The sequence below is a fragment of the Pandoraea oxalativorans genome (assembly GCF_000972785.3).
Taxonomy (GTDB): domain Bacteria; phylum Pseudomonadota; class Gammaproteobacteria; order Burkholderiales; family Burkholderiaceae; genus Pandoraea; species Pandoraea oxalativorans.
The window spans coordinates 502,005-522,441 of the sequence record NZ_CP011253.3; the positions used below are offsets into that span (position 1 = coordinate 502,005).

The 20,437-nt window shown below is 63.0% G+C and carries 19 protein-coding genes; 14 read left to right on the plus strand and 5 right to left on the minus strand.

Annotated features, from left to right (window positions below):
* Nucleotides 1-12: 12 nt before the first annotated feature.
* Nucleotides 13-1,053: a transcriptional regulator GcvA gene (locus MB84_RS02300; protein ID WP_046290605.1), complete on the minus strand. Its 1,041-nt coding sequence runs from the start codon at nt 1,051-1,053 to the stop codon at nt 13-15.
* A 112-nt stretch (nt 1,054-1,165) separates the two neighbouring features.
* Here MB84_RS02300 and MB84_RS02305 point away from each other — a divergent pair, with 112 nt between their 5' ends.
* The 13 genes from MB84_RS02305 (at nt 1,166) to MB84_RS02365 (ending at nt 15,916) form a co-directional block, all read left to right on the plus strand.
* Nucleotides 1,166-1,486 carry a DUF2917 domain-containing protein gene (locus MB84_RS02305; RefSeq protein ID WP_169834974.1) on the plus strand — a complete coding sequence of 107 codons (321 nt, stop codon included), beginning with the start codon at nt 1,166-1,168 and terminating at the stop codon, nt 1,484-1,486.
* A gap of 214 nt (nt 1,487-1,700) precedes the next feature.
* The gene (locus MB84_RS02310) at nt 1,701-2,636 is read left to right on the plus strand and encodes a DMT family transporter (RefSeq protein WP_084009569.1); all 936 of its coding nucleotides are present in this window, start codon (nt 1,701-1,703) and stop codon (nt 2,634-2,636) included.
* 109 nt (nt 2,637-2,745) lie between these two features.
* Nucleotides 2,746-3,459 carry a lipoyl(octanoyl) transferase LipB gene (gene lipB / locus MB84_RS02315; RefSeq protein ID WP_046290607.1) on the plus strand — a complete coding sequence of 238 codons (714 nt, stop codon included), beginning with the start codon at nt 2,746-2,748 and terminating at the stop codon, nt 3,457-3,459.
* Between the two features lie 24 nt (nt 3,460-3,483).
* Nucleotides 3,484-4,491 carry a lipoyl synthase gene (gene lipA, locus MB84_RS02320; RefSeq protein ID WP_039402093.1) on the plus strand — a complete coding sequence of 336 codons (1,008 nt, stop codon included), beginning with the start codon at nt 3,484-3,486 and terminating at the stop codon, nt 4,489-4,491.
* A gap of 467 nt (nt 4,492-4,958) precedes the next feature.
* Nucleotides 4,959-5,843, plus strand: a complete 885-nt coding sequence (locus tag MB84_RS02325; protein ID WP_046290608.1) for an N-formylglutamate amidohydrolase — start codon at nt 4,959-4,961, stop codon at nt 5,841-5,843.
* A gap of 1 nt (nt 5,844) precedes the next feature.
* The gene (locus tag MB84_RS02330) at nt 5,845-6,624 is read left to right on the plus strand and encodes an IclR family transcriptional regulator (protein ID WP_046290609.1); all 780 of its coding nucleotides are present in this window, start codon (nt 5,845-5,847) and stop codon (nt 6,622-6,624) included.
* Nucleotides 6,625-7,033: 409 nt separating this feature from the next.
* Nucleotides 7,034-8,002: an ABC transporter substrate-binding protein gene (locus MB84_RS02335; protein WP_039395321.1), complete on the plus strand. Its 969-nt coding sequence runs from the start codon at nt 7,034-7,036 to the stop codon at nt 8,000-8,002.
* Between the two features lie 14 nt (nt 8,003-8,016).
* Entirely contained in the window at nt 8,017-8,853 is an 837-nt protein-coding gene (locus MB84_RS02340; RefSeq protein WP_046290610.1) for an ABC transporter permease, read from the plus strand.
* 10 nt (nt 8,854-8,863) lie between these two features.
* The gene (locus MB84_RS02345; RefSeq protein WP_046290611.1) at nt 8,864-9,658 is read left to right on the plus strand and encodes an ABC transporter ATP-binding protein; all 795 of its coding nucleotides are present in this window, start codon (nt 8,864-8,866) and stop codon (nt 9,656-9,658) included.
* Nucleotides 9,659-9,702: 44 nt separating this feature from the next.
* Nucleotides 9,703-10,989, plus strand: coding sequence for a dicarboxylate/amino acid:cation symporter (locus MB84_RS02350; protein ID WP_046290612.1), 1,287 nt, complete (start codon nt 9,703-9,705; stop codon nt 10,987-10,989).
* A gap of 209 nt (nt 10,990-11,198) precedes the next feature.
* A complete protein-coding gene (locus MB84_RS02355) occupies nt 11,199-13,199 on the plus strand; it encodes a sensor histidine kinase (protein WP_046290613.1) in 2,001 nt (666 codons plus the stop codon).
* Nucleotides 13,199-14,548: a sigma-54-dependent transcriptional regulator gene (locus MB84_RS02360; protein ID WP_046293321.1), complete on the plus strand. Its 1,350-nt coding sequence runs from the start codon at nt 13,199-13,201 to the stop codon at nt 14,546-14,548. The genes MB84_RS02355 and MB84_RS02360 overlap by 1 nt, the downstream gene beginning before the upstream one ends.
* Before the next feature lie 147 nt (nt 14,549-14,695).
* The gene (locus MB84_RS02365; protein WP_046289972.1) at nt 14,696-15,916 is read left to right on the plus strand and encodes an ISL3 family transposase; all 1,221 of its coding nucleotides are present in this window, start codon (nt 14,696-14,698) and stop codon (nt 15,914-15,916) included.
* A 128-nt stretch (nt 15,917-16,044) separates the two neighbouring features.
* Here the strand turns inward: MB84_RS02365 and MB84_RS02370 are convergent, their stop codons facing one another.
* On the minus strand, nt 16,045-16,569 hold the full coding sequence (locus MB84_RS02370; protein ID WP_046290614.1) for a TlpA disulfide reductase family protein: 525 nt from the start codon (nt 16,567-16,569) through the stop codon (nt 16,045-16,047).
* 97 nt (nt 16,570-16,666) lie between these two features.
* Nucleotides 16,667-17,308 (minus strand): thioredoxin domain-containing protein, encoded by a 642-nt coding sequence (locus MB84_RS30465; protein ID WP_169834975.1) that lies wholly within the window; start codon nt 17,306-17,308, stop codon nt 16,667-16,669.
* Nucleotides 17,309-17,668: 360 nt separating this feature from the next.
* Here MB84_RS30465 and MB84_RS02380 point away from each other — a divergent pair, with 360 nt between their 5' ends.
* Nucleotides 17,669-18,172 carry a hypothetical protein gene (locus tag MB84_RS02380; RefSeq protein WP_052652877.1) on the plus strand — a complete coding sequence of 168 codons (504 nt, stop codon included), beginning with the start codon at nt 17,669-17,671 and terminating at the stop codon, nt 18,170-18,172.
* 20 nt (nt 18,173-18,192) lie between these two features.
* Here the strand turns inward: MB84_RS02380 and MB84_RS02385 are convergent, their stop codons facing one another.
* Together MB84_RS02385 and MB84_RS02390 are read right to left on the minus strand one after the other, a co-directional pair.
* On the minus strand, nt 18,193-19,716 hold the full coding sequence (locus MB84_RS02385; protein ID WP_046290616.1) for a YifB family Mg chelatase-like AAA ATPase: 1,524 nt from the start codon (nt 19,714-19,716) through the stop codon (nt 18,193-18,195).
* A 285-nt stretch (nt 19,717-20,001) separates the two neighbouring features.
* Nucleotides 20,002-20,250 (minus strand): accessory factor UbiK family protein, encoded by a 249-nt coding sequence (locus MB84_RS02390; protein ID WP_046290617.1) that lies wholly within the window; start codon nt 20,248-20,250, stop codon nt 20,002-20,004.
* Nucleotides 20,251-20,437 lie beyond the last annotated feature (187 nt).

The window sequence follows — 20,437 nt, forward strand, 5'->3', positions numbered from 1 at the left end:
TCCCCGGATCGATCAGGCATGCGTTGGCGCACCGTCGTCCGGCAGCTTCGCCGGATCGAGACCCAGTTGGGCATCGGTTGCCATCTCGCCGGCCGTCGCGGCCATCCCAGCCGCCAGCGCGGCACGGCTCGGCTGCGTCGGACGCCGCCGTGTGTCCTTCACCAGCTCGAACGCCGCCACTTCCTCCAGAAACCACGTCCTGAACGCCTGTACGCGTTTCGTCTCCAGCGCGCCCAGCGGACATACGAAGAAGTAATCCCATTCGCATGGCGTATCGACGTCGGACAGCCGCACGAGGCGTCCCGCCATGATGTCGCCGACAGCAAGCGAACGCCGCACCAGCGCCACCCCCTGACCGACGATGGCAGCCTGCGAGAGCATGCCGGAATCCTCGTACATCATCCCCTGCATCGGCTCGGGGATATCGAAGCCTGCAGACGCGAACCACGGGGCCCACGGCTCATCGTGCGAGCGCAGCAGCGTGCTTTGCCGAAATTCGTCGGCAGTCTGCGGCAGTTTGCCGTCGTTATAGGACGGACTGCACGCGGGGAAGAAGACGTCGTCGAGCACCTTCTCGATATGCAGCCCCGGCCAGTTGCCCTTGCCCATGCGCAGGGCGACGTCGACGTCGTCGCGTTCGAAATCGGTCAACTGCGCGCTGCACCGCAACTCCACTTCCAGTTCCGGATGCCGGTCGATGAAGCGGCCAATGCGCGGCGTCAGCCAGCGACTGGCGAACGACGGCATGGTGGTGAGCACCAGACGCCGCTCGCTGCGCGTGCCCGCCTGCAACTTGCGCGTGGCCTGCGCAATGTCGGTCAGGGCGGCCCGGATCGACGCGGCGTACTGACGCCCCGCAGGCGTAATGCTGATGCGCTTGCCGTTGCGGGAGAACAGCGTGGTGCCCAGCTCCTGCTCAAGCGCCCGAATCTGATGGCTGATCGCGCCGTGCGTGACGAACAACTCTTCCGCCGCACGGGAAAAGCTCTCCAGGCGGGCAGCCGCCTCGAAGGCGCGCAAAGCGCTAAGGTTGGGAAGTCTCCGAAGGTCCATGTGAGCTCTATTCGCAAGGCCGTGAAAATATGTCGTTTGGTACGGCGCCTGCCAGTCCCTATGATTCAGTCATTGTCTCGCACTGAGTGGGGGTCGTAAAATGCAAAACAATTTGACAAAGATTCAGTACTTCTACGGTCTTCGCCCGGGCGAAGTGATCACGCTCGATCTGCACCATGAGCATACGCTCGTCGCACGTGGCGCGTCGGTCTGGGTGACGCGCGCAGGCGATCCGCGCGATTACTGGCTGGCGCCGGGGCAACGTCTGGCCGTCGAGCCGGGGCGTCGCTACTGGGTGTCAGCGGATACGCCCGCCGAGGCGCAACTGGAGCGCGAAGTCTCGCGTCGCTTTCCGGTGATGCGCCTGCTTGGCAAGTGGCTGGCTGGCCGTCGGGCGGCGCGTGAAGCGAATTCCTGCACCTGCGCAGCCTGATATCACTCGTCGTACGATCGATTAGATCGAGTTGTCGGGCCACGGCCCGTCACACCCACGCGCTCGATGGCGATAGTCGCCGCACGAGCGCGTGTTTCGTTTGGATCGTGGAATTTCGACCCTGGGTGCTGTTAATCGAATTCACAACAAGACGCGCAATAATCGAAGCAAAATTGCCACGATAACGCGTCAAAACAAGGGAAGTCGTCCCCCGATGAGCCAAGCTTCGCCCCCCGCATCGATGCCGTCCTCCGCCACACCGAACCCGCAAGCCGACGAACGCCTCGGGCGATTGCTGATGATCGCCGCGATGGTGATCTCCGGCACCATCGGTTACTTCGTGCTGATGTCGGGCCAGCCTGCGCTCAACGTGGTGTTCTTCCGTTGCTTGATCGGTGCGCTCAGCCTGTGCGGCTGGTGTGCGCTGCGCGGTTACTGGCGCGGCTTGCGCATGACACGCTGGCAAGTGCTGAACGTGACCTTGGGGGCGATCACGCTCGTCTCGAACTGGTATTTCCTGTTCACGGCTTACCGGCTGACCTCGGTCGGCATCACGACCGTCGTCTACAACGTACAGCCGTTCCTGCTGGTGCTCGCCAGTATGATCGTGACGCGCGAGCGGCCGTCGCTGGCCACGCTGGGCTGTCTGGGGGTGGCGTTCGCCGGGCTGGTGATTTTGGCCGAGCCGGGCGGCGTGCATGGCGCGGGTTATCTGATCGGCGTGGCAAGTGCGCTGGCGGCCGCGTCGCTTTACGCCGCGACCACGCTTTTCACCAAGAAGCTGGCCGGGACGATTCGTCCCGAGATCATCGCCGCGCTGCACATGGTCATCGGTGCGGTCGTTTTCGTCTGGATGGCGGACTTCCAGCACTTGCCGTCGGCATCGCGCGAGATCGGCGCCATCGTCACGCTGGGCCTTTTCCACACGACGTTCATGTATTTGTTGCTCTACGGGGCGTTTCAGAAGGCGTCGACGTCGAGTCTGGCGGTATTCGGCTTCGTCTATCCCGTGGTCGCCGTGGCGGTGGACTTTCTGGCGTTCGGCATCGTGCTGCACCCGACGCAGTGGCTGGGGGGCGCGATGATTCTGCTTGCGGCCGGGTGGTATGCCCGAGGTCTGGGCGCGGCACCGGCTCGAAAGGTGGCCTGAGGCTCAGGATCCGACGCCGGTGAGCGTTGCGCTCGGGCAACACCGGGTGCCGCGCCCCGCCGGGCATGGCTTCGAGCAAGATTGGCGTGGTTTCGCTAAAATTGCGTCCATGACCTCCCCGATCGAAGTTTGCTGGCGCGGCATAGAAGACTACGCCATCTCGTTCGACGCCATGCGCGCGTACACCGATGCGCGTGGCTCGCACGGCCCCGACCAGCTCTGGATCGTCCAGCATCCGCCCGTCTACACGCTCGGACTCGCCGGCGATCCCGCTCACCTGCTCGTTGCCAATACCGGTATTCCGCTCGTCAAAGTCGACCGCGGTGGCCAGATCACGTATCACGGCCCCGGGCAGGTGGTGATCTATCTGCTCGTGGACCTGCGTCGCCGCAAGCTCGGTGTGCGTGAAATGGTGCGTCTGATCGAGCAGGCGGTGATCGACACCCTTGGAGCGTATAATCTCGACGTTGAGCGCCATGCCGGCGCGCCGGGTATCTATGTGAGCCCGGGTGACGGCACTGTGGCGCATGCCGGCGCGAAGATCGCGGCGCTCGGGTTGAAAATCCGCAACGGATGCAGTTATCACGGCGTCTCGTTGAATGTCGCGATGGATCTGCGCCCGTTCGACTGGATCAATCCGTGCGGTTACGCCGGTTTGCAAACCGTAGACATGGCCACGCTCGGCGTGGCTCCCCGCTGGGATGAAGTGGCCGCGCGACTGGCGCAGCAACTCGGTCATCACCTCGAACAGCACCCCGCGACGACAGTTGCCGCGCCGCAGGCCGATACGAATTCGGCCGCCAGCGCAGACGCCGCCGCCTGATTGGACGCCTGGAAAGCCCCCATCATGACCACCGTGACTCAGAACGACAGCACGAACAAGGAAGTTCGCACGATCGACGGCGATTACGACGCCACCGCGAAGCAGAAGTCGCAAGCCAAGACGGCGCGCATTCCGATCAAGATCGTGCCGATCGAGCGCCTGAAGAAGCCGGACTGGATTCGCGTGAAGGCGGCCACTCATACCTCCCGTTTCTACGAGATCAAGCAGATTCTGCGCGAGCACAATCTGCACACGGTATGTGAAGAGGCGAGCTGCCCGAACATCGGCGAGTGCTTCGGCAAAGGCACGGCCACGTTCATGATCATGGGCGACAAGTGCACGCGCCGCTGCCCGTTCTGCGACGTCGGTCACGGCCGTCCGGACCCACTCGACGTCGACGAGCCGCTGAACCTCGCGAAGACCATCGCCGCAATGCGTCTGAAGTACGTCGTGATCACCAGCGTGGACCGTGACGACCTGCGCGACGGCGGTGCCCAGCACTTCGTCGATTGCATCCGCCACGTGCGCGAGCTGTCGCCGTCGACTCGCATCGAAATCCTGACGCCGGACTTCCGCGCGCGTCTCGATCGTGCGCTGGGCATTCTCAATGCCGCACCGCCCGACGTGATGAACCACAACCTCGAAACGGTGCCGCGTCTGTACAAGGAAGCGCGCCCCGGCTCGGACTACCAGCACTCGCTCACGCTGCTCAAGGAGTTCAAGGCGCAGCATCCGGACGTGTCGACGAAGTCGGGCCTGATGGTCGGCCTGGGCGAGACGGACGAAGAAATTCTTCAGGTCATGCGCGACATGCGCGCACACAACGTCGACATGCTCACGATCGGTCAGTACCTGCAACCGTCGGAGCACCACCTGCCGGTGCGCCGTTACGTGACGCCCGACACGTTCAAGATGTTCGAGGAAGAAGCGTACAAGATGGGCTTCACGCATGCCGCCGTGGGCGCGATGGTGCGTTCGAGCTATCACGCCGACGTGCAGGCGCACGAAGCAGGCGTGGCCGACGCCATCTGAGCGGAATCCCTCCGGCACCCGTCCGGGCGAAAGCATCACCGAAGCGGATCGTCGAAAGACGGTCCGTTTTTTTTCGTCCGTACCCTCCATGTGCTCGCACGCTGAACGGGGACTGAACCCGCCCATGATCGTCCCCAAGCGTTAGTCGGACGCCCCTACTCGTTTACGGGACGTCACAAGTCGCGCCCGGTTCAATAGCCGATACGCGCCGCAGACATCGCCGGATGCCGACTAACGCGTTCGAATGCCTACGATACGCACCGCCATTTGCAACGATCTTCGCCGAATGGCCCGCGTTACCTCCATCCGGCCGCTTCATCTCCCTCGAAATATGTTGTAACAACCGTCACCTTGTGGCGCTAGGGGCGTTGTTCCAGAATATTGAAACTTTGTTTTGCTTGGCAAAACACTGCGCGCGTCATGGTTATTGGGCGAGCGGATGTTCCGGATGCACGCCAGGAGGCAGCATGTCCCGTCAGGTCACTGAGGGCCGATTTTTCGTTGAAGCACCGCAAGGTGGCGCATTGCGCCACGGGGGGCACTTGCCTCTGGTGATCGACGCGCCCCACAGCGGCCACGTGTTCCCGCCGGACTTCGACACCATTGCCCCGACTGCCGCGATCCTCGCTTGCGGCGACGCCTACGTCGACGAGCTTTGGTCCGTCGCGACACATCACGGCGCGACGCTGGTGGCTGCGCTTTTCCCGCGCGCCTACATCGATCCGAACCGCGCCGAGCACGACATCGACCCCGAATTGCTGGCGAGCCTGTGGCCGCACGATGCGCGTCCGCAGAGCTATAGCGAGCGTGGCGTCGGACTGCTGCATCGGTTTGCCGCCCCCAACGTACCGCTCTACGACCGTCGTCTGACGGTGACCGAAGTCGAGCGACGGATTCACGACTACTACCTCCCGTACCGCCACGCGCTGCGCGACGCACTCGATGCGGCGTGGCAGCGTCACGGTGTGGTCTGGCATCTGGACTGTCATTCGATGCGCTCGCGCGGCGGGGCGCTCGATCCCGACGCCGGTATGGCGCGCCCCGACGTACTGGTGAGCGACGGCGACGGCACCACCGCAGACCCAGCTTTTTCGCGCTGGGTGATCGCCGAATTCACCCGTCTCGGATTACGTACGGCCTACAACGTGCCGTATCGAGGAGGCGATCTGGTGCGTCATTTCGGACGTCCTGCCGAGCGACGTCACAGCGTGCAGATCGAACTGAATCAGGCGCTTTATCTGAATGAATCCAGTGGCGAAAAGCATGACGCCTTTTCGACGCTGCAATCGCAACTTGGCCAATTTGCGGCGGCGCTTGCCGCCTATGCCGAACAACATAGCGAGGAAGTTTGAGATGGACTACACAGTCGCTTCGGTCGACACAGCGCTTTCGCTGCTGTCGCTGGTCGGGGAGTGCCCCGGATTGGGTGTGACGGAACTGGCGCAGCGCGCAGGCCTGAACAAGTCGCGTGCGTTTCGTCTGCTGGCGACGCTTGAACAGCACCGCTGGGTGGTGCGCGAGGGCAGTCCGGTGACTTACGTGCTGGGCGCGCAGGCACTCGTGCTCGGCGTGGCAGGCCATGAACAGGTCAACCTCGTGAAGGTCGCCCATCGTCACCTGCAGGCGCTCAATCGTGCGCTCAACGAGAACATCCAGTTGCGCGTGCGCGACGGTCTCGAATCGCTGTGCGTCGCCCGCGTGGAATCGACGCATGAGCTGCGTGTGCATGGTGTGGTCGGCAACCGTCGCCCGTTGTACGTCGGCGCGTCGGGGCGTGTGCTGCTGGCTTTCGCGTCGGACGATGTCCGTGCGCAAGTGCTGGGTCGTCCCCGCAAGCGCTTCACGGCGGGCACGCTGATCGAGCGCGACGAACTGGCGGCCGAGCTGCTGAATGTGCGTCGTCAGGATTGCGCCGTGAGCTTTGGCGAACTTGCGCCGGAAGCCGTCTCGGTCGCCGTGCCGGTGCGCGACGCGTCGGGTGAAGTGATCGCTTCACTGTCGGCCTCGGGCCCGTCGTCGCGCATGACGCGTGCGTTGCTGCCCGACATCTCGTCGCGCCTGTCGGCCTGTGCCGCAGAGATTTCGGCCGCTCTGGGTTATCACACGCCGGTCCCCGAAGCGCTTTCCGCCTGAGTGCGCTGAGCGTGATCGGGGGAAGGGGCAACCTGTGAGGTTGCCCGCCTGCGCCGGGATCCGAACCTCCCATCGAAGGCCCTGCCACCACCGGTAGGCGCTTTCAAGGGAGGTTTTGTTAATTTCAACGGTTCGTTGTGATGCATCGATCCTCAGGCTCTCTCGGCCTCATCGCGTGAAATCTCGCAATTCCACTGGTTTTTCCGGAAAACCAGAAACAATCCGGGCCTGCTTTCCGGTTTTCCGTATAAGCGATCATCGGGTTTTCCACAGCTTCCCATAATAAAATCAAGCACTTGTCGCCTTGGCATAAGTATTGCTTTCTAACGCGCGTGCTGCCGCCGTTTCCGAATTTCTGTTGGAAATCCGGAAACCCAGAGCAAGCCGTTCTAATAAGAGAGGAGACCTTATGTTCAAGCAATGCCTTGCCGCCGCTGCGCTATGTGCAGCTTCGCTACACGCTTTTGCCGACGATCTGGTGCGTTTGGGCAACCTGAAGTTCGCCCACTACGGCGCCGTGTCGTACATGAAAGTGATCGGACCGAAGTACGGCCTGAAGATCGAAGAACGGATGTTCGCCAAGGGCGTGGACATCATGCCGGCCATCGTGGCCGGTCAGATCGACGTGTCGGCAAGCGCGCTTGACGCCGCTATCGCCGGTCGCGCTCAGGGCGCACCGATCTACGCGGTGGCCGGTTTCGCCAAGGGCGGCGTGCGTCTCGTGGCGAAGAAGGGGCTGCCGGTCACTAAGGTGGCCGATCTCAAGGGCAAGAAGGTGGGCGTGGCCCGTGGCGGTGCTCAGGAAATGATTCTGTACGCAGAACTGGCGAAGGCCGGTCTGACGTGGTCGGATCAGCCGGGCAAGGACGTGCAGATCATGTTCATGGCCTTCGCCGATCTGAACCAGGCACTGGCCGCCGGCAGCATCGACGCGATGTGCCAGTCGGAGCCGCAAGCCTCGCAAGCCATCAACAAGGGCTTCGGCGTGGAAATGCTCAAGCCTTACGACACGCCCATCGGCGAGCCGGTGCGTGCGCTCGTGATCACCGAGAAGCTCTATAAAGAAAAGCCGGACGTGGCCCAACGTCTGATGTACGCGTTCGTGGAAGCGACCGATTACTTCATCAAGAACCCGAAGGCGGCCGAGAAGTACGTTCGCGAGGACATGTTCAAGAACCAGATCACGGAGCAGGACTTCACGGACGCCATCGGCAACTCGCCGTATAGCTACGACCTGAGCCTCTCGCACGTGCAACTCACGACCGACCTGATGAAGAAGTACGGCGTGGGCAAGTTGCAGGATCCGGTGCCGCAAGCGGGAGACTGGGTCAAGCTCGACCTGCTCGCCAAGGCGAAAACCAAGCTGAACATCAAGTAAGGCGAGGCGAACGGATGTCCGCAGTGCTCCCCCATTCGGGTGCCTCACGCGCCGCGCGCATGCTGCGCGGCGTGCTGATTCCGGTAGCGGTCGTGGTGATCTGGCAGATCGTCACCGGCCTGGGCTGGATCAACCCGATCATTCTCCCGTCGCCGCTCGCCGTTGTGACGAAGTGGTGGCAATACCTCAAACCGACCGTGGTGATGGCCGATGGCTTCAGTGCTTGGCTCGAGTCGAGCGAATTGCTCATGGACGCCACGCACAGTCTTCACCGCGTGATCATGGGCTTCATCGTGGGCGCAGGCATTGCGCTGCCGCTCGGTCTGCTCATGGGCACGAGCACGCGTGTCTACGGCCTGTTCAACCCGCTGGTGCAAGTGGTGCGTCCGATTCCCCCGATCGCGTACATTCCGCTGGCCATTCTGTGGTTCGGTCTGGGCAATCCCCCCGCGTTCTTCCTGATCGCACTGGGCGCATTCTTCCCGGTGCTGATGAACACGATTGCGGGTGTGCGTCACGTCGACGGCATCTATCTGCGTGCTGCGCGCAATCTCGGCGCGGGTCAGCTCACCATCTTCCGTCGCGTGATTCTGCCTGCGGCGACGCCCTACATCCTCTCGGGCGTGCGTATCGGCATCGGCACGGCGTTCATCGTCGTGATCGTGGCCGAGATGATCGCCGTGAACAACGGTCTGGGCTACCGCATTCTGGAAGCGCGCGAGTACATGTGGTCGGACAAGATCATCGCCGGGATGCTGACCATCGGTCTGCTCGGTCTGGTGATCGACCTCGGCATGGATCGTCTCAACAACCACCTGCTCAAGTGGCACCGTGGTCTGGAAACCAAGTGAGGCGACTGACATGCTGATTCAAATCGATCACGTCAACAAACAGTTCCCGATCCCCGGCGGCGTCGTCGACGCGCTCAAGGACATCGACCGCAACATCAACGCGGGCGAGTTCGTCTGCCTGCTCGGCCCGTCGGGTTGCGGCAAGTCGACGCTGCTCAACGCACTCGCCGGCTTCGTGCAACCGACGTCGGGTGCGATTCGCATCGACGGTCGTGCCGACGCCGCCGCCGAACCGGGTCCGGATCGCGGCATGGTGTTTCAGGAATACGCACTGTTCCCGTGGATGACCGTCGCGCAGAACGTGGCGTTCGGTCTCGAAATCAAGGGCATGAAGCGCGCTGAGATCAACGAGCGCGTGAACCTGCTGCTCGACAAACTCAACCTGCGCGAGTTTCGCGACCGCTATCCGCGCGATCTCTCGGGCGGCATGCGTCAGCGCGTGGCGATTGCCCGCGTACTCGCGCTCGACAGCCCGATCATGCTGATGGACGAGCCGTTCGGTGCGCTCGACGCCCTCACGCGTCGCACGCTGCAGGACGAGTTGCTGCGCATTTGGGAGGAATTCAGGAAGACGATCATTTTCGTCACACACAGCATCGAGGAGTCGATCTATCTGGCCGACCGGGTCGTCGTCATGACGTACCGGCCGGGCACGGTCAAGCGGGATGTGGTCATCGAGCTACCCCGTCCGCGCGACACGGCAGGCAGCGAATTCAACGAATTGAAGAAGGAGCTGGCCCAGATGGTGATGGAGGAGCAAATGCGCTTTGCGCAAAGCGAGATTCGCGGCGTCACCGCGGATTAATAAGAAGGGCGGTGGCTTGCCCCGCCGCCTGAAGAGGAAACAACATGCAAACCCAGACCAAAAAACCCTTTTACCGCATCCTGTACGTGCAGGTGCTGTTTGCCATTGTCGTCGGCATTCTGCTCGGGCATTTCCGTCCCGATCTGGCCGTCGAGATGAAGCCGCTTGGCGACGCGTTCATCAAGCTCATCAAGATGATCATCGGTCCGGTGATCTTCTGTACGGTCGTGACCGGTATCGCCGGCATGGAAGACATGAAGAAGGTCGGCCGCGTTGGCGGCAAGGCGCTGATCTACTTCGAAGTCGTCTCGACGCTCGCACTCGTGATCGGCCTGATTGCCACGCACGTGCTCAAGCCGGGCGCTGGCTTCAACGTCGACATCAACTCGCTCGATCCGAAGGCTATCGCCGGTTACGCCGCGAAGGCAGCGCACGGCGACACGTCCACCGACTTCCTGCTGCACCTGATCCCGAACACGATCACCGACGCGTTCGCCAAGGGTGAAATCCTCCAGATCCTCGTGATCGCTATCCTGTTCGGCGCAGCACTCGGCGCGATCGGCGAGCGTGGCCGCGTGGTGACGAGCTGGATCGACAGCGTGTCGGGCGTGCTCTTTCGCGTGGTGCACATCATCACCAAGGTCGCTCCGCTGGGCGCTTTCGGTGCCATGGCCTTCACCATCGGCAAGTACGGTATCGCTTCGCTGGTGCCGCTGGCCAAGCTGATGGGTACGTTCTACCTGACGTCGTTCCTGTTCGTGATCGTCGTGCTGGGTCTGATCGCCAAGTTCACCGGCTTCTCGATCTTCCGCTTCCTCGCGTACATCAAGGAAGAGCTGCTGATCGTGCTCGGTACGAGCTCGTCGGAAGCTGCACTGCCGCACCTGATGGAAAAGATGGAGAAGGCCGGTTGCTCGAAGTCGGTGGTAGGTCTCGTGATTCCGACCGGTTACTCGTTCAACCTCGACGGCACGAACATCTACATGACGATGGCCGTGCTGTTCATCGCACAAGCGACGAACATCGACCTGACCTGGGGCCAACAGCTCACGCTGCTCGCCGTGGCGATGCTGACCTCGAAGGGCGCTTCGGGCGTGACCGGCGCAGGCTTCATCACGCTGGCCGCAACGCTGGCCGTGATCCCGACGATTCCGGTCGCCGGGATGGTGCTGATTCTCGGCATCGACCGATTCATGAGCGAATGCCGTGCGCTGACGAACATCTGCGGCAACGGCGTCGCGACCATCGTCGTGTCGGCATGGGAAAAGGAACTGGACCGCAAGAAGCTGGCCGACGCCATGTCCGGCAAGCAGGGTCCGGAGCTGGCCTGACGGCCGGCGGTAGGGACGGGCGGGGTTGCGCGTGACGTGTTTCGCGCAACACTGCCAACCGGTTCGCCGGGTCCCTGCCCATCTGTCTCGACCGTACGTTCGCCACCGGGCGGCGCGGCACAGGCACAATAGCGCCTGAGCTTCGCCGCCCGGTGGTCCCTGTGGTCCCTGCGGTGCCTTAGGCACCTCACGCAACACCCTGTGCCCCAATGGCCACCCCGCACGACAACACGATCCGCGCTCGCCACGCCCGCGGCAGTCACGCACCCCAAGGTGCCGCTGCGCCCGTGAGCCGTGAGGACGCAGTAGGTCATCGGCGCGACGAAGTCCCCATCGATCTCGCGAGGGCTGTCCCGATGCGCCGTTGGTCATGGATCGTCGTCATGTTGCTGGCGAGTGTCCTGTTTTGCTGGTTGACGTACGCCCTGAGCTGGCAGCGGGGTGTGGCCGACTTGCGCGTGAACGCCGGCGCGCGTGTCGAACGTTACGCAGGCAGCCTGCGTAGTACCGTCGACCGATACGAATTCCTGCCGTATCTGCTCTCGCTGCATCCGTACGTGCACGACCTGTTGCTCAATCCGAAAGACAAGGCCGTCGTGCAGCGGGCCAACGATTATCTGTTCGACGTCAATCAACGCGCCAAGGCATCGGCAGCGTATGTGATCGACGCGAACGGTCTGGCGCTCGCCGCGAGCAATTGGCGCGAGAAGGCCACGTTCGTCGGACAGGAGTACCGCTTCCGTCCGTATTTCATCGACGCCATCAAAGGCGCTTTCGGCCGCTTTTATGGCGTGGGGACGACCTCCGGCGAGCCGGGGTATTTCGTCTCCCAGCCGATTCTCGTCGACGGTCAGATCCACGGTGTGGTCGTGGTGAAGCTGAACCTGGAGTGGTTCCAGCGCGCGGGGGCGGACGCCTCCGAGCCCGTTGTCGTGGCCGACGATCACGGCGTGATCTTCCTGTCGTCCGAGCCGCGCTGGCAGTATCGTTCGCTCACGCCGCTCGCCCCCGCCGTGAAGGCGGCGCTCGACAGCACGCGCCAGTATTACAACCAGAACGTGACACCGCTTGCGTGGAGCGAGGACGAACGGCTCGACGTCGACGGCGAGGTCGTGACGGTGCATGACGGCAGGGGCGCGGGCAAGAACCGGCGCTTTCTCGCCGTACAGCGCAAATTGGGCGAGCCGGACTGGACCCTCATGTACTTCGCGCCGCTCGATCAGGTGATCGCCAATGCACGGATCGCGGCGGTCGCTGCGGCGTGTCTGGCGGCATTCACTTGTTTGCTGGGCGTGGCGTGGAATCAGCGGCGTCAGCGCGTACGCGACATGCTCAAGAGCCGCGAGTTGTTGCAGTCCGCCTATGCCGAACTGGGCGAGCGTGTGGCTGAGCGCACCGCCGATCTGCAATCCGCCAACGAGCGTCTGCAGACGGAAGTGCAGGAGCGTTCGCGCACCGAACACGAATTGCGCGAGGCACAGAGCGAACTCGTGCAGGCATCGAAACTCGTGGCGCTGGGGCAGATGGCCGCAGGCATCACGCATGAACTCAACCAGCCGCTCTCCGCGCTGCGCAGCTTCTCGGACAATACGCGCGTGCTGATCGAGCGCCGGGAGTACGACGCCGCGCAGGAGAACCTCGAAGCCATTGCGTCGCTCACCGACCGCATGGGCAAGATCACCGGGCAGTTGCGTCTGTTTGCGGGGCGCGCGCGGCGTGGCGACATGGAAGCGTCGGTGCAACGCGCGCTGGACAATACGCTGATGCTCTTGCGTGGACGTCTGGCAGGTATCCAGGTGACGACCACCTTCGCGAGGGGCCTGGAAGACGTGCAGGTGGCGTGCGAGGGCTTGCGTCTCGAACAGGTGTTGATCAATCTGGTCGGTAACGCTATCGACGCCGTGGTGGGGGCGGCTAACCCGCAAGCCTCGCCGTCGATATGGATCGATGTGGACGCGGACGACCTGTGGGTGCGCATTTACGTGCGCGACAACGGGCCGGGCATTTCGGAGGCACATATGCCGCGTCTGTTCGAACCGTTTTTCAGTACCAAGGAGGGCGGTCAGGGCATGGGGCTCGGACTCGCAATTTCGTCATCCATCGCACAAGAGAACGGCGGCCAGTTGGTCGCCGGCAACGTTCCGGGCGGTGGGGCTGAATTTCTCGTGACGCTGCGCCGCGTGCAACGCACCGGCGCGACAATCGCATGATGTACAAGAACCTCCAGATCCTATTTGTCGAAGACGACGAACTCGTGCGGCGTGCCACGCTGCAAAGCCTGCAACTTGCCGGGCTCGATGCCTTCGGGCTTGCCTCGGCCGAAGCGGCGCGAGAGCGCATCACGCCGGACTTCGCCGGCATTGTCGTGTCGGACATTCGTCTGATCGGCATGAGCGGGCTCGAATTGCTCGCGCATTTGCGTCAGCACGCGCCGGAAGTGCCGGTCATCCTCGTCACCGGTCATGGCGACATCTCGATGGCGGTGCAAGCTATCCGCGACGGTGCGTACGACTTTATCGAGAAGCCCTTTGCACCGGACCGTCTGATCGAGTCGGCCAAGCGCGCGCTGGAAACGCGCAAGCTCATGCTGGAGAATCAGGCGCTGCGCCGCGAGCTGGCGGAACAGGGCGGACGCGCCTCGCGCATCATCGGACGCAGCCCGTCGATGGAGACGCTGCGCACGCTCATCGCCAACGTCGCCATGACGGATGCCCCGGTGCTCATCAATGGCGACACCGGCACGGGCAAGGAACTGGTCGCTCGCAGTCTGCACGAGTTGTCGCGTCGCCGCGATGCGCCGTTTGTCGCGCTGAACTGCGGCGCGCTGCCCGAGGCGATCTTCGAGAGCGAGATGTTTGGCCACGAGGTCGGTGCATTTACCGGCGCGGCGAAACGCCGTATCGGCAAGCTGGAACATGCGTCGGGCGGCACATTGTTTCTCGACGAGATCGAGAGCATGCCCGCCGCGTTGCAGGTGAAGTTGCTGCGTGTGTTGCAGGACGGCGTGCTGGAGCGTCTCGGATCGAATCAGTCGATCCGTGTCGACTGCCGGGTGGTGGCAGCCGCGAAGGACGATATGGAAGCGCTCGTGCGCGAGGGGACGTTCCGTCGCGACCTCTACTACCGATTGAATGTGGTGACGCTGGCGCTGCCGCCGCTGCGCGAGCGTCGGGAAGACATCCTGCCGCTGTTCGAACATTTCATGCTCGATGCGGCCGTGCGTTACGGACGCCCCGCGCCGGTGGTGTCGGACCGCATGCGTCAAGAGTTGCTGCAGTCGGACTGGCCGGGCAACGTGCGCGAACTGCGCAACGCGGCGGACCGTCTCGTGCTGGGTGTGGCGAGCGCGCCTGAAGGGGAGTCGCTCGCGCCTCTCCCGCTCAAGGAGCAGGTGGAACGGTTCGAGCGAGCCGTGCTTCAGGAAGCGCTGGAACACAGCAAGGGCAACGTGGCGGCGACGGCCGAGGCGCTACACGTGCCGAAGGCGACGCTGTACGAGAAGCTCAAGCGCTATGGCTTGCATACGCGCGGACACGGCGAGGGGGGCGACGGGCGCTGACGGTTGTGCGTCTTGTGCCCGGGAAAACAAAAAGCGCCCTGCGTGAACTGACCCCAAAAAGTTAGGTTCATCGCGCAATAGCGTGGAGGGATTTGACAAGTTTTCGTACTCTTGATGGCAGGAATTTGCCATCAGGAGTGCGTGGAGATGCTGGATCGCAAGCTGCTGGAGTCGCTGGGAGGCTGGCAGGGCTATGCCGTCGAACGCGTGGAGTGGCCCGAGGGCACAGGGCGCACGCTGTCGATCTATTTGAAGCCAACCGCCAAGGTGATGCTGTGCGAGCAGTGCGGCGCACGATGTCGCCAGGTCCATGAGACCACGGTGCGCCGGGTGCGAGATCTGCCGTTATTTGAGTACCGGGTTGTTCTTCATGTTCCACGCCGGCGCTTGTTGTGTGAGCAATGCGGTGGCCCGCGCCTGGAGCGGCTTACTTGGCTGGGTCGCTACCAGCGGGTGACGGATCGGCTTGCGGCGGCCTGCAGCCAATTGCTGCAATCGAGCAACGTGCAGGCGGTGGCGAGGTTCTTCGAGCTGGGTTGGCATACCGTCAAGACGCTGGACAAGGCCCGGCTCCGAGCGTCAGTGCGCGAACCGGATTGGTCCAGGATCGAGTATTTAGCGATGGACGAGTTCGCCCTGCATAAAGGGCATCGGTACGCGACGGTAGTCGTCGATCCGATCAGCAGGCAGGTGCTGTGGATCGGCCCAGGACGCTCACGCGAGACGGCTCGGGCGTTCTTCGAGCAATTGCCGCGTGGGGTCGCCCAACGCATCAAGGCCGTAGCCATCGACATGACTACGGCCTACGAGTTAGAAATCCAGGCCCACTGCCCACGGGCGGAGATCGTCTATGACTTGTTCCATGTCGTGGCCAAGTACGGACGAGAGGTCATTGATCGGGTGCGCGTGGATCAGGCCAACCAACTGCGCCAGGACCGTCCCGCGCGCCGGGTCATCAAATCGAGCCGCTGGCTGTTATTGCGCAACCGCGACAAGCTAGACCGGCAGCAGGCCGTCCGGCTCGACGAATTGCTGCAAGCCAACCAGCCGCTGCTGACGGTCTATGTCCTGAGGGACGAACTCAAGCGGCTCTGGTTCTACCGAAGACCTGCCTGGGCAAAACAAGCCTGGCACCACTGGTGCGAGCAGGCCGAGCAAAGCGGAATAGCCCCCTTGAACACCTTCGCTCAGCGTCTGAAAGGCTATCTGCATGGCATCCTGGCCAGATGCCGACATCGTCTAAACACCAGCATCGTTGAGGGCATTAACAACACTATCAAGGTCATTAAGCGGCGCGCCTACGGCTACCGAGACCAGGAATACTTCTTCCTCAAAATCCGCGCCGCCTTCCCCGGTAATGCTCAATGAACCAAAAGTTAGACGGTCAAGTTTGCTCAGCGCACGTCATGAAAAACACCCCAAAGGTTGGATTTACGTCCAACTCTTGGGGTGCAGTTCATGCGGTGCGCTTTCTTGTTGGCAGATGACGTCGAGGTTCAAGCTTGCTTTGCCAGTGCCGTCTCGATCAGCTTGTTGAGTTCCGCGTACTCGGGTTCGCCGACGTATTGTTTGAGCACCTTGCCGTTGCGATCCACAACGAACGTCGTCGGCGTGAGCTGGACGTTGCCGTATTGCTTGGCGACGCTGCCGTCGGAGTCCATTGCGACCTTGAAGGGCAACTGACGCGACTGCGCGTAGTTCATCACGTACATCGGCGGGTCGTAGCTCATGGCTACCGCGACAAACTCCAGCCCCTGGCCCTGGTACTTCTCGTACGTCTTCACCATCGTCGGCATTTCCTTCATGCACGTGACGCAGCTCGTCGCCCAGAAGTTGACCAGATAAACCTTGCCTTTGAGTTGTTCGGTGCCGAGCTTCTGACCCGAGAGCAGCGTGAAGGTCGCTTCGGGCGCACGCTTCTGAGCGGCGAACGTGAAGTACGCGGCAATCGCCACGGCGGCGATAACCACGACGGCGAGGATCTTGCCGAGAGGAGACTTGCGGGAGGTCGTAGCGCTCATGACACAGCCGTGTGGGTAATGGAGTTCGGTGGGGGGCGGAGATCAACCGTTTTGACGTCGATCCGCCTTCGATTTGCCACCGATTCTACTCTGAATCTCAGCGCGTCGTGGTGCCGCCGCCCGGGTGCAGACGGGCGCGCCCGCGTGCGATGGCGTCGTCGAGATAGGCGCCGTAAAAGTCCGGCAGACCTGCGCTGATCAAGGGGTCTGCGACCGGGTGCCCGCTGGTATCGAGGAACAAAACCGTCGGCGACACCTTGACGCCATGGGCACGCGCCCACGCAACGCCGGTGGTCGTCGAGCCATCGAAGTCGCGCACGGGCGTCGTGCTGTCCATGCCGATTTCGCGTACTTCGTACTTGCCGCTGCGCACGAGCGGGGCCAACTCGCGCTGACGGATCGGGCCGCAATAGACGCAGTCCCGCAGCGACACGAGGACGATCAGCGGCGCGTCGAGCGAGGCCGCGCGCCGCGCGTGCGCCGGGAAGTCGGTGGCCAGCGGCACCGCCGCCTGCTGTTTGGCCGCTGTCTTGTTGTCGAGCGGTTTTGCCGTCGCGCCCTCATGCGGATAGGTGACGCCGGTGGCCTCCGCGAGAACCCACGTCGAGGTGGCGGACGTCGATCCTCCGACGGGCTGGCCGAAGCCGTCCTCGGCACCTTGCGCGTCCGGTGCCGCGAAAGCGGCGACTGGCCCAATGATCGGCAGCGTGATGACGACCCTGGCGATCAGAGACTTCATTAACCGTGCGCGTCCCATTGCCTGCGATGAGGTGGCCGAGGCACCTGAAGCACCTGAAGCGCCCGAGGCACCCGAGGCACCCGAGGCACCCGAAGCACCCGAAGCACCCGAAGCACCCGAGGCACCCGAGGCACTTGAGGCAACTGAGGCAACCGCGGGCGCTGAAGCCGCCCGGGCGGGTGAGGTGAGGGGCGTTGGCGCGCAGAGGGGTGTCATGCCGCCGATGATACCGGGAACCGCACCGTGCCGTTATTTCCTCCCGCACCGCATGGCGGATAATGGCGGCTTCCCTTTCTCCCGACTCCTCTGACGTCTATGAACCGCGTTGTCCGTGTTTGCGTTCTGCTTTGCGCGACTGCCGTGACCATCGTGATGGCCGCGTGCTCCCCTCGCTACGATTGGCGTGAGGTTCACGACAAGGATGGCGCGTACGCCGTAACCTATCCCGCGAAGCCCACGCAAGACGCGCGCGAAGTGAAGTTCGCCTCCGGGCCGCTGCCGATGCGCATGCAGGCCGCGCGCGTCGATGCTGCGCTCTTTGCGGTGGGCGTGGTCACGCTTCCCAGCGATGACGCGACGCTGCGTCAGACCGTCGTCGACGAACTGCAACACGGCTTGCTCGCCAATGTGAACGAGCGCCAGGCGTCGCCCTCGCAGGTGATGGTGCGTCAGGCGGGCGATGCGCCCTCGCTTCCCGGCGTGGCGGTCTCTGCACAGGGCATGGCGAGCGACAAAGCCGAACGCTACGTCTCCGCCCGTTTCGTCGGACGTGGCAACCACGTCTATCAGGTTGTCGTCATGGGGACGAAGGCACCCGGCAAGGAACAAGTCGATCAGTTTCTGGACTCTTTTACGCTGGAGTGAGTCACGGAGGGCGTGCCCGGTTAATCCGGCGCTTCGCGGTACTGTACCGCCTCGGCCACATGATGCGAGTCGATCATGTCGCAACCTGCGAGATCCGCTACCGTTCGGGCAACGCGCAGTACGCGATGATAGGTCCGCGCTGACCAATGATGCTGCGTCACGGCGCGAAGCAGCACGTCTTGTGCTTCGGGGCGCAATGGGCATTGCGCATCCAGGGCTCGGTTCGACAAACCACAATTCAACTGCCCCTGGCGTGATAGTTGCTGTTCTCGCGCTCGACTCACACGGCGAGCGACAACGTCGCTAGATTCCCCGGCGGCAGGCATGGCGAACGTTTCCGGACTGAGCGCCGGGACTTCCACATGAAGATCAATGCGATCCAGCAATGGTCCGGAAAGACGATTGCGATACCTCGTTACCGCCTCGCTTGTGCAGCGGCAGCTTCGCGACGGATGGCCGAGATCGCCGCAAGGACAAGGATTCATCGCTGCTACCAGTTGGAACGCAGCGGGGAAGGTGGCGTGGCCGCCCGCGCGCGAGATCGTGACGTGACCCAACTCCAACGGTTCTCGGAGCACTTCCAGCACGCGCCGCTGGAATTCGGGTAACTCATCGAGGAAGAGCACACCGCGATGCGACAGACTGATTTCTCCCGGACGAGGTCCACTCCCGCCGCCCACCAGTGCCGCCGCCGACGCTGTGTGATGCGGCGCGCGAAAAGGGCGACGTCCCCAGTGCCGCATATCGAAGCCGCTTGCACTCAGACTCGCTAACGTTGCAGCTTCCACGGCCTCTGATTTGCTCAGCGGCGGAAGCAGCCCTGCGAGCCTCGTTGCGAGCATCGACTTCCCCGTTCCCGGTGGACCGTAGAACAGAATGTGATGCCCGCCTGCCGCCGCGACTTCGAGGGCGCGCTTAGCGTGTTCCTGACCTTTGATGTCGAACAGATTGGGCGTGTCTCCGGCGGCGTGCGCGGCTGCGGCGACTTCGTATGGGACCGACGCGCGCGGTAGTGGCACTGCGACATCCGGTTCGGCAAGATGGGCGCAGACGTCGAGCAAGGTCCGCGCGCCATAAATCGTTGCCTCCTCCACGAGCGCGGCCTCCTGCGCACTACCCGTCGGTAGTACGAGTGAACGGGGCGACGGTGCGTTGGCCATCGCGCTCGCCATTGCCAGTCCGCCACGGACCGGTCGTAACTCCCCCGTCAATGACAACTCGCCGGCGAACTCATGCGTTCGCAGGCCGCCGTCCGGCAACTGGCCGCTTGCGGCAAGGATGCCCAGCGCAATGGGGAGATCGAAGCATCCGGACGCCTTCGGCAGGTCGGCGGGCGCTAGATTGACGGTGATGCGTCGTGCGGGGAATTCGAAATGACTGTTCTGTAAGGCAGAGCGAACCCGCTCACGGCTTTCCTTGACCTCGGTATCAGGTAGACCAACGAGTGACAACCCGGGTAGCCCATTCGCCAGATGCACCTCGACCGTGACCGGGCGAGCGGCCATTCCTGTAATCGCGCGACTGCTGACAACTGCCAATGACATGACATCCCCTGTGAGTTCGCAACGCGCACGGCGTGTTGCATCGATGTCGTCGATAGTCGCTGGAGCGCTCCGCAAGGCACAACGCCTTATCGGTGCAAACGCAGTCGCGGGGGAGGGGTTTCAGATTGGCGGTGCCGTCGCGCCGGACGAATCTGCGGAGCGGCTAGGAGGATTCCGATTGCTAGTCGGGAATGCGGGGGGAACGAAGAAGACCGTGTCTCGTGCGGGGAGACAGTTATTGGACCGCCAAAAGCACAAGGGACGCTTTCGCGCCCCTTAAGATCGTCAGTCTTGCGCTTCGCTGCGCTGGCCTTCGAGCTCGGCCACGCGCTTTTCCAGCGCTTCGAGCTTTTCGCGTGTGCGTGCGAGCACTTGCGCCTGCACGTCGAATTCTTCGCGCGTCACCAGGTCGAGTTTGGTGAAGCCCTGGCCCAGCAGGCTTTTGACGTTGCGCTCGATATCCTTGGCGGGCGATTGCTTGAGCATCTCGCTCACCTTGGCTTGCATGTCTTGCAGGATCTCGTTCGGTTTCATAAGCCTTCCTCTCGTCGTTTCTTTGCACCGATATGGTGCCTGCACCGCCAACGTGCTTCGTCGTGCCAGCCAGACCGGTGCAACGTGGTGCATTCCGGCGCGGCCTCTCAATGTTGGCGCAACTCTAACACCGTTTTTTGCGCCCAGCCACCCAACCGGCCCGACCAGCGCCAGTCGCACGCGCGTT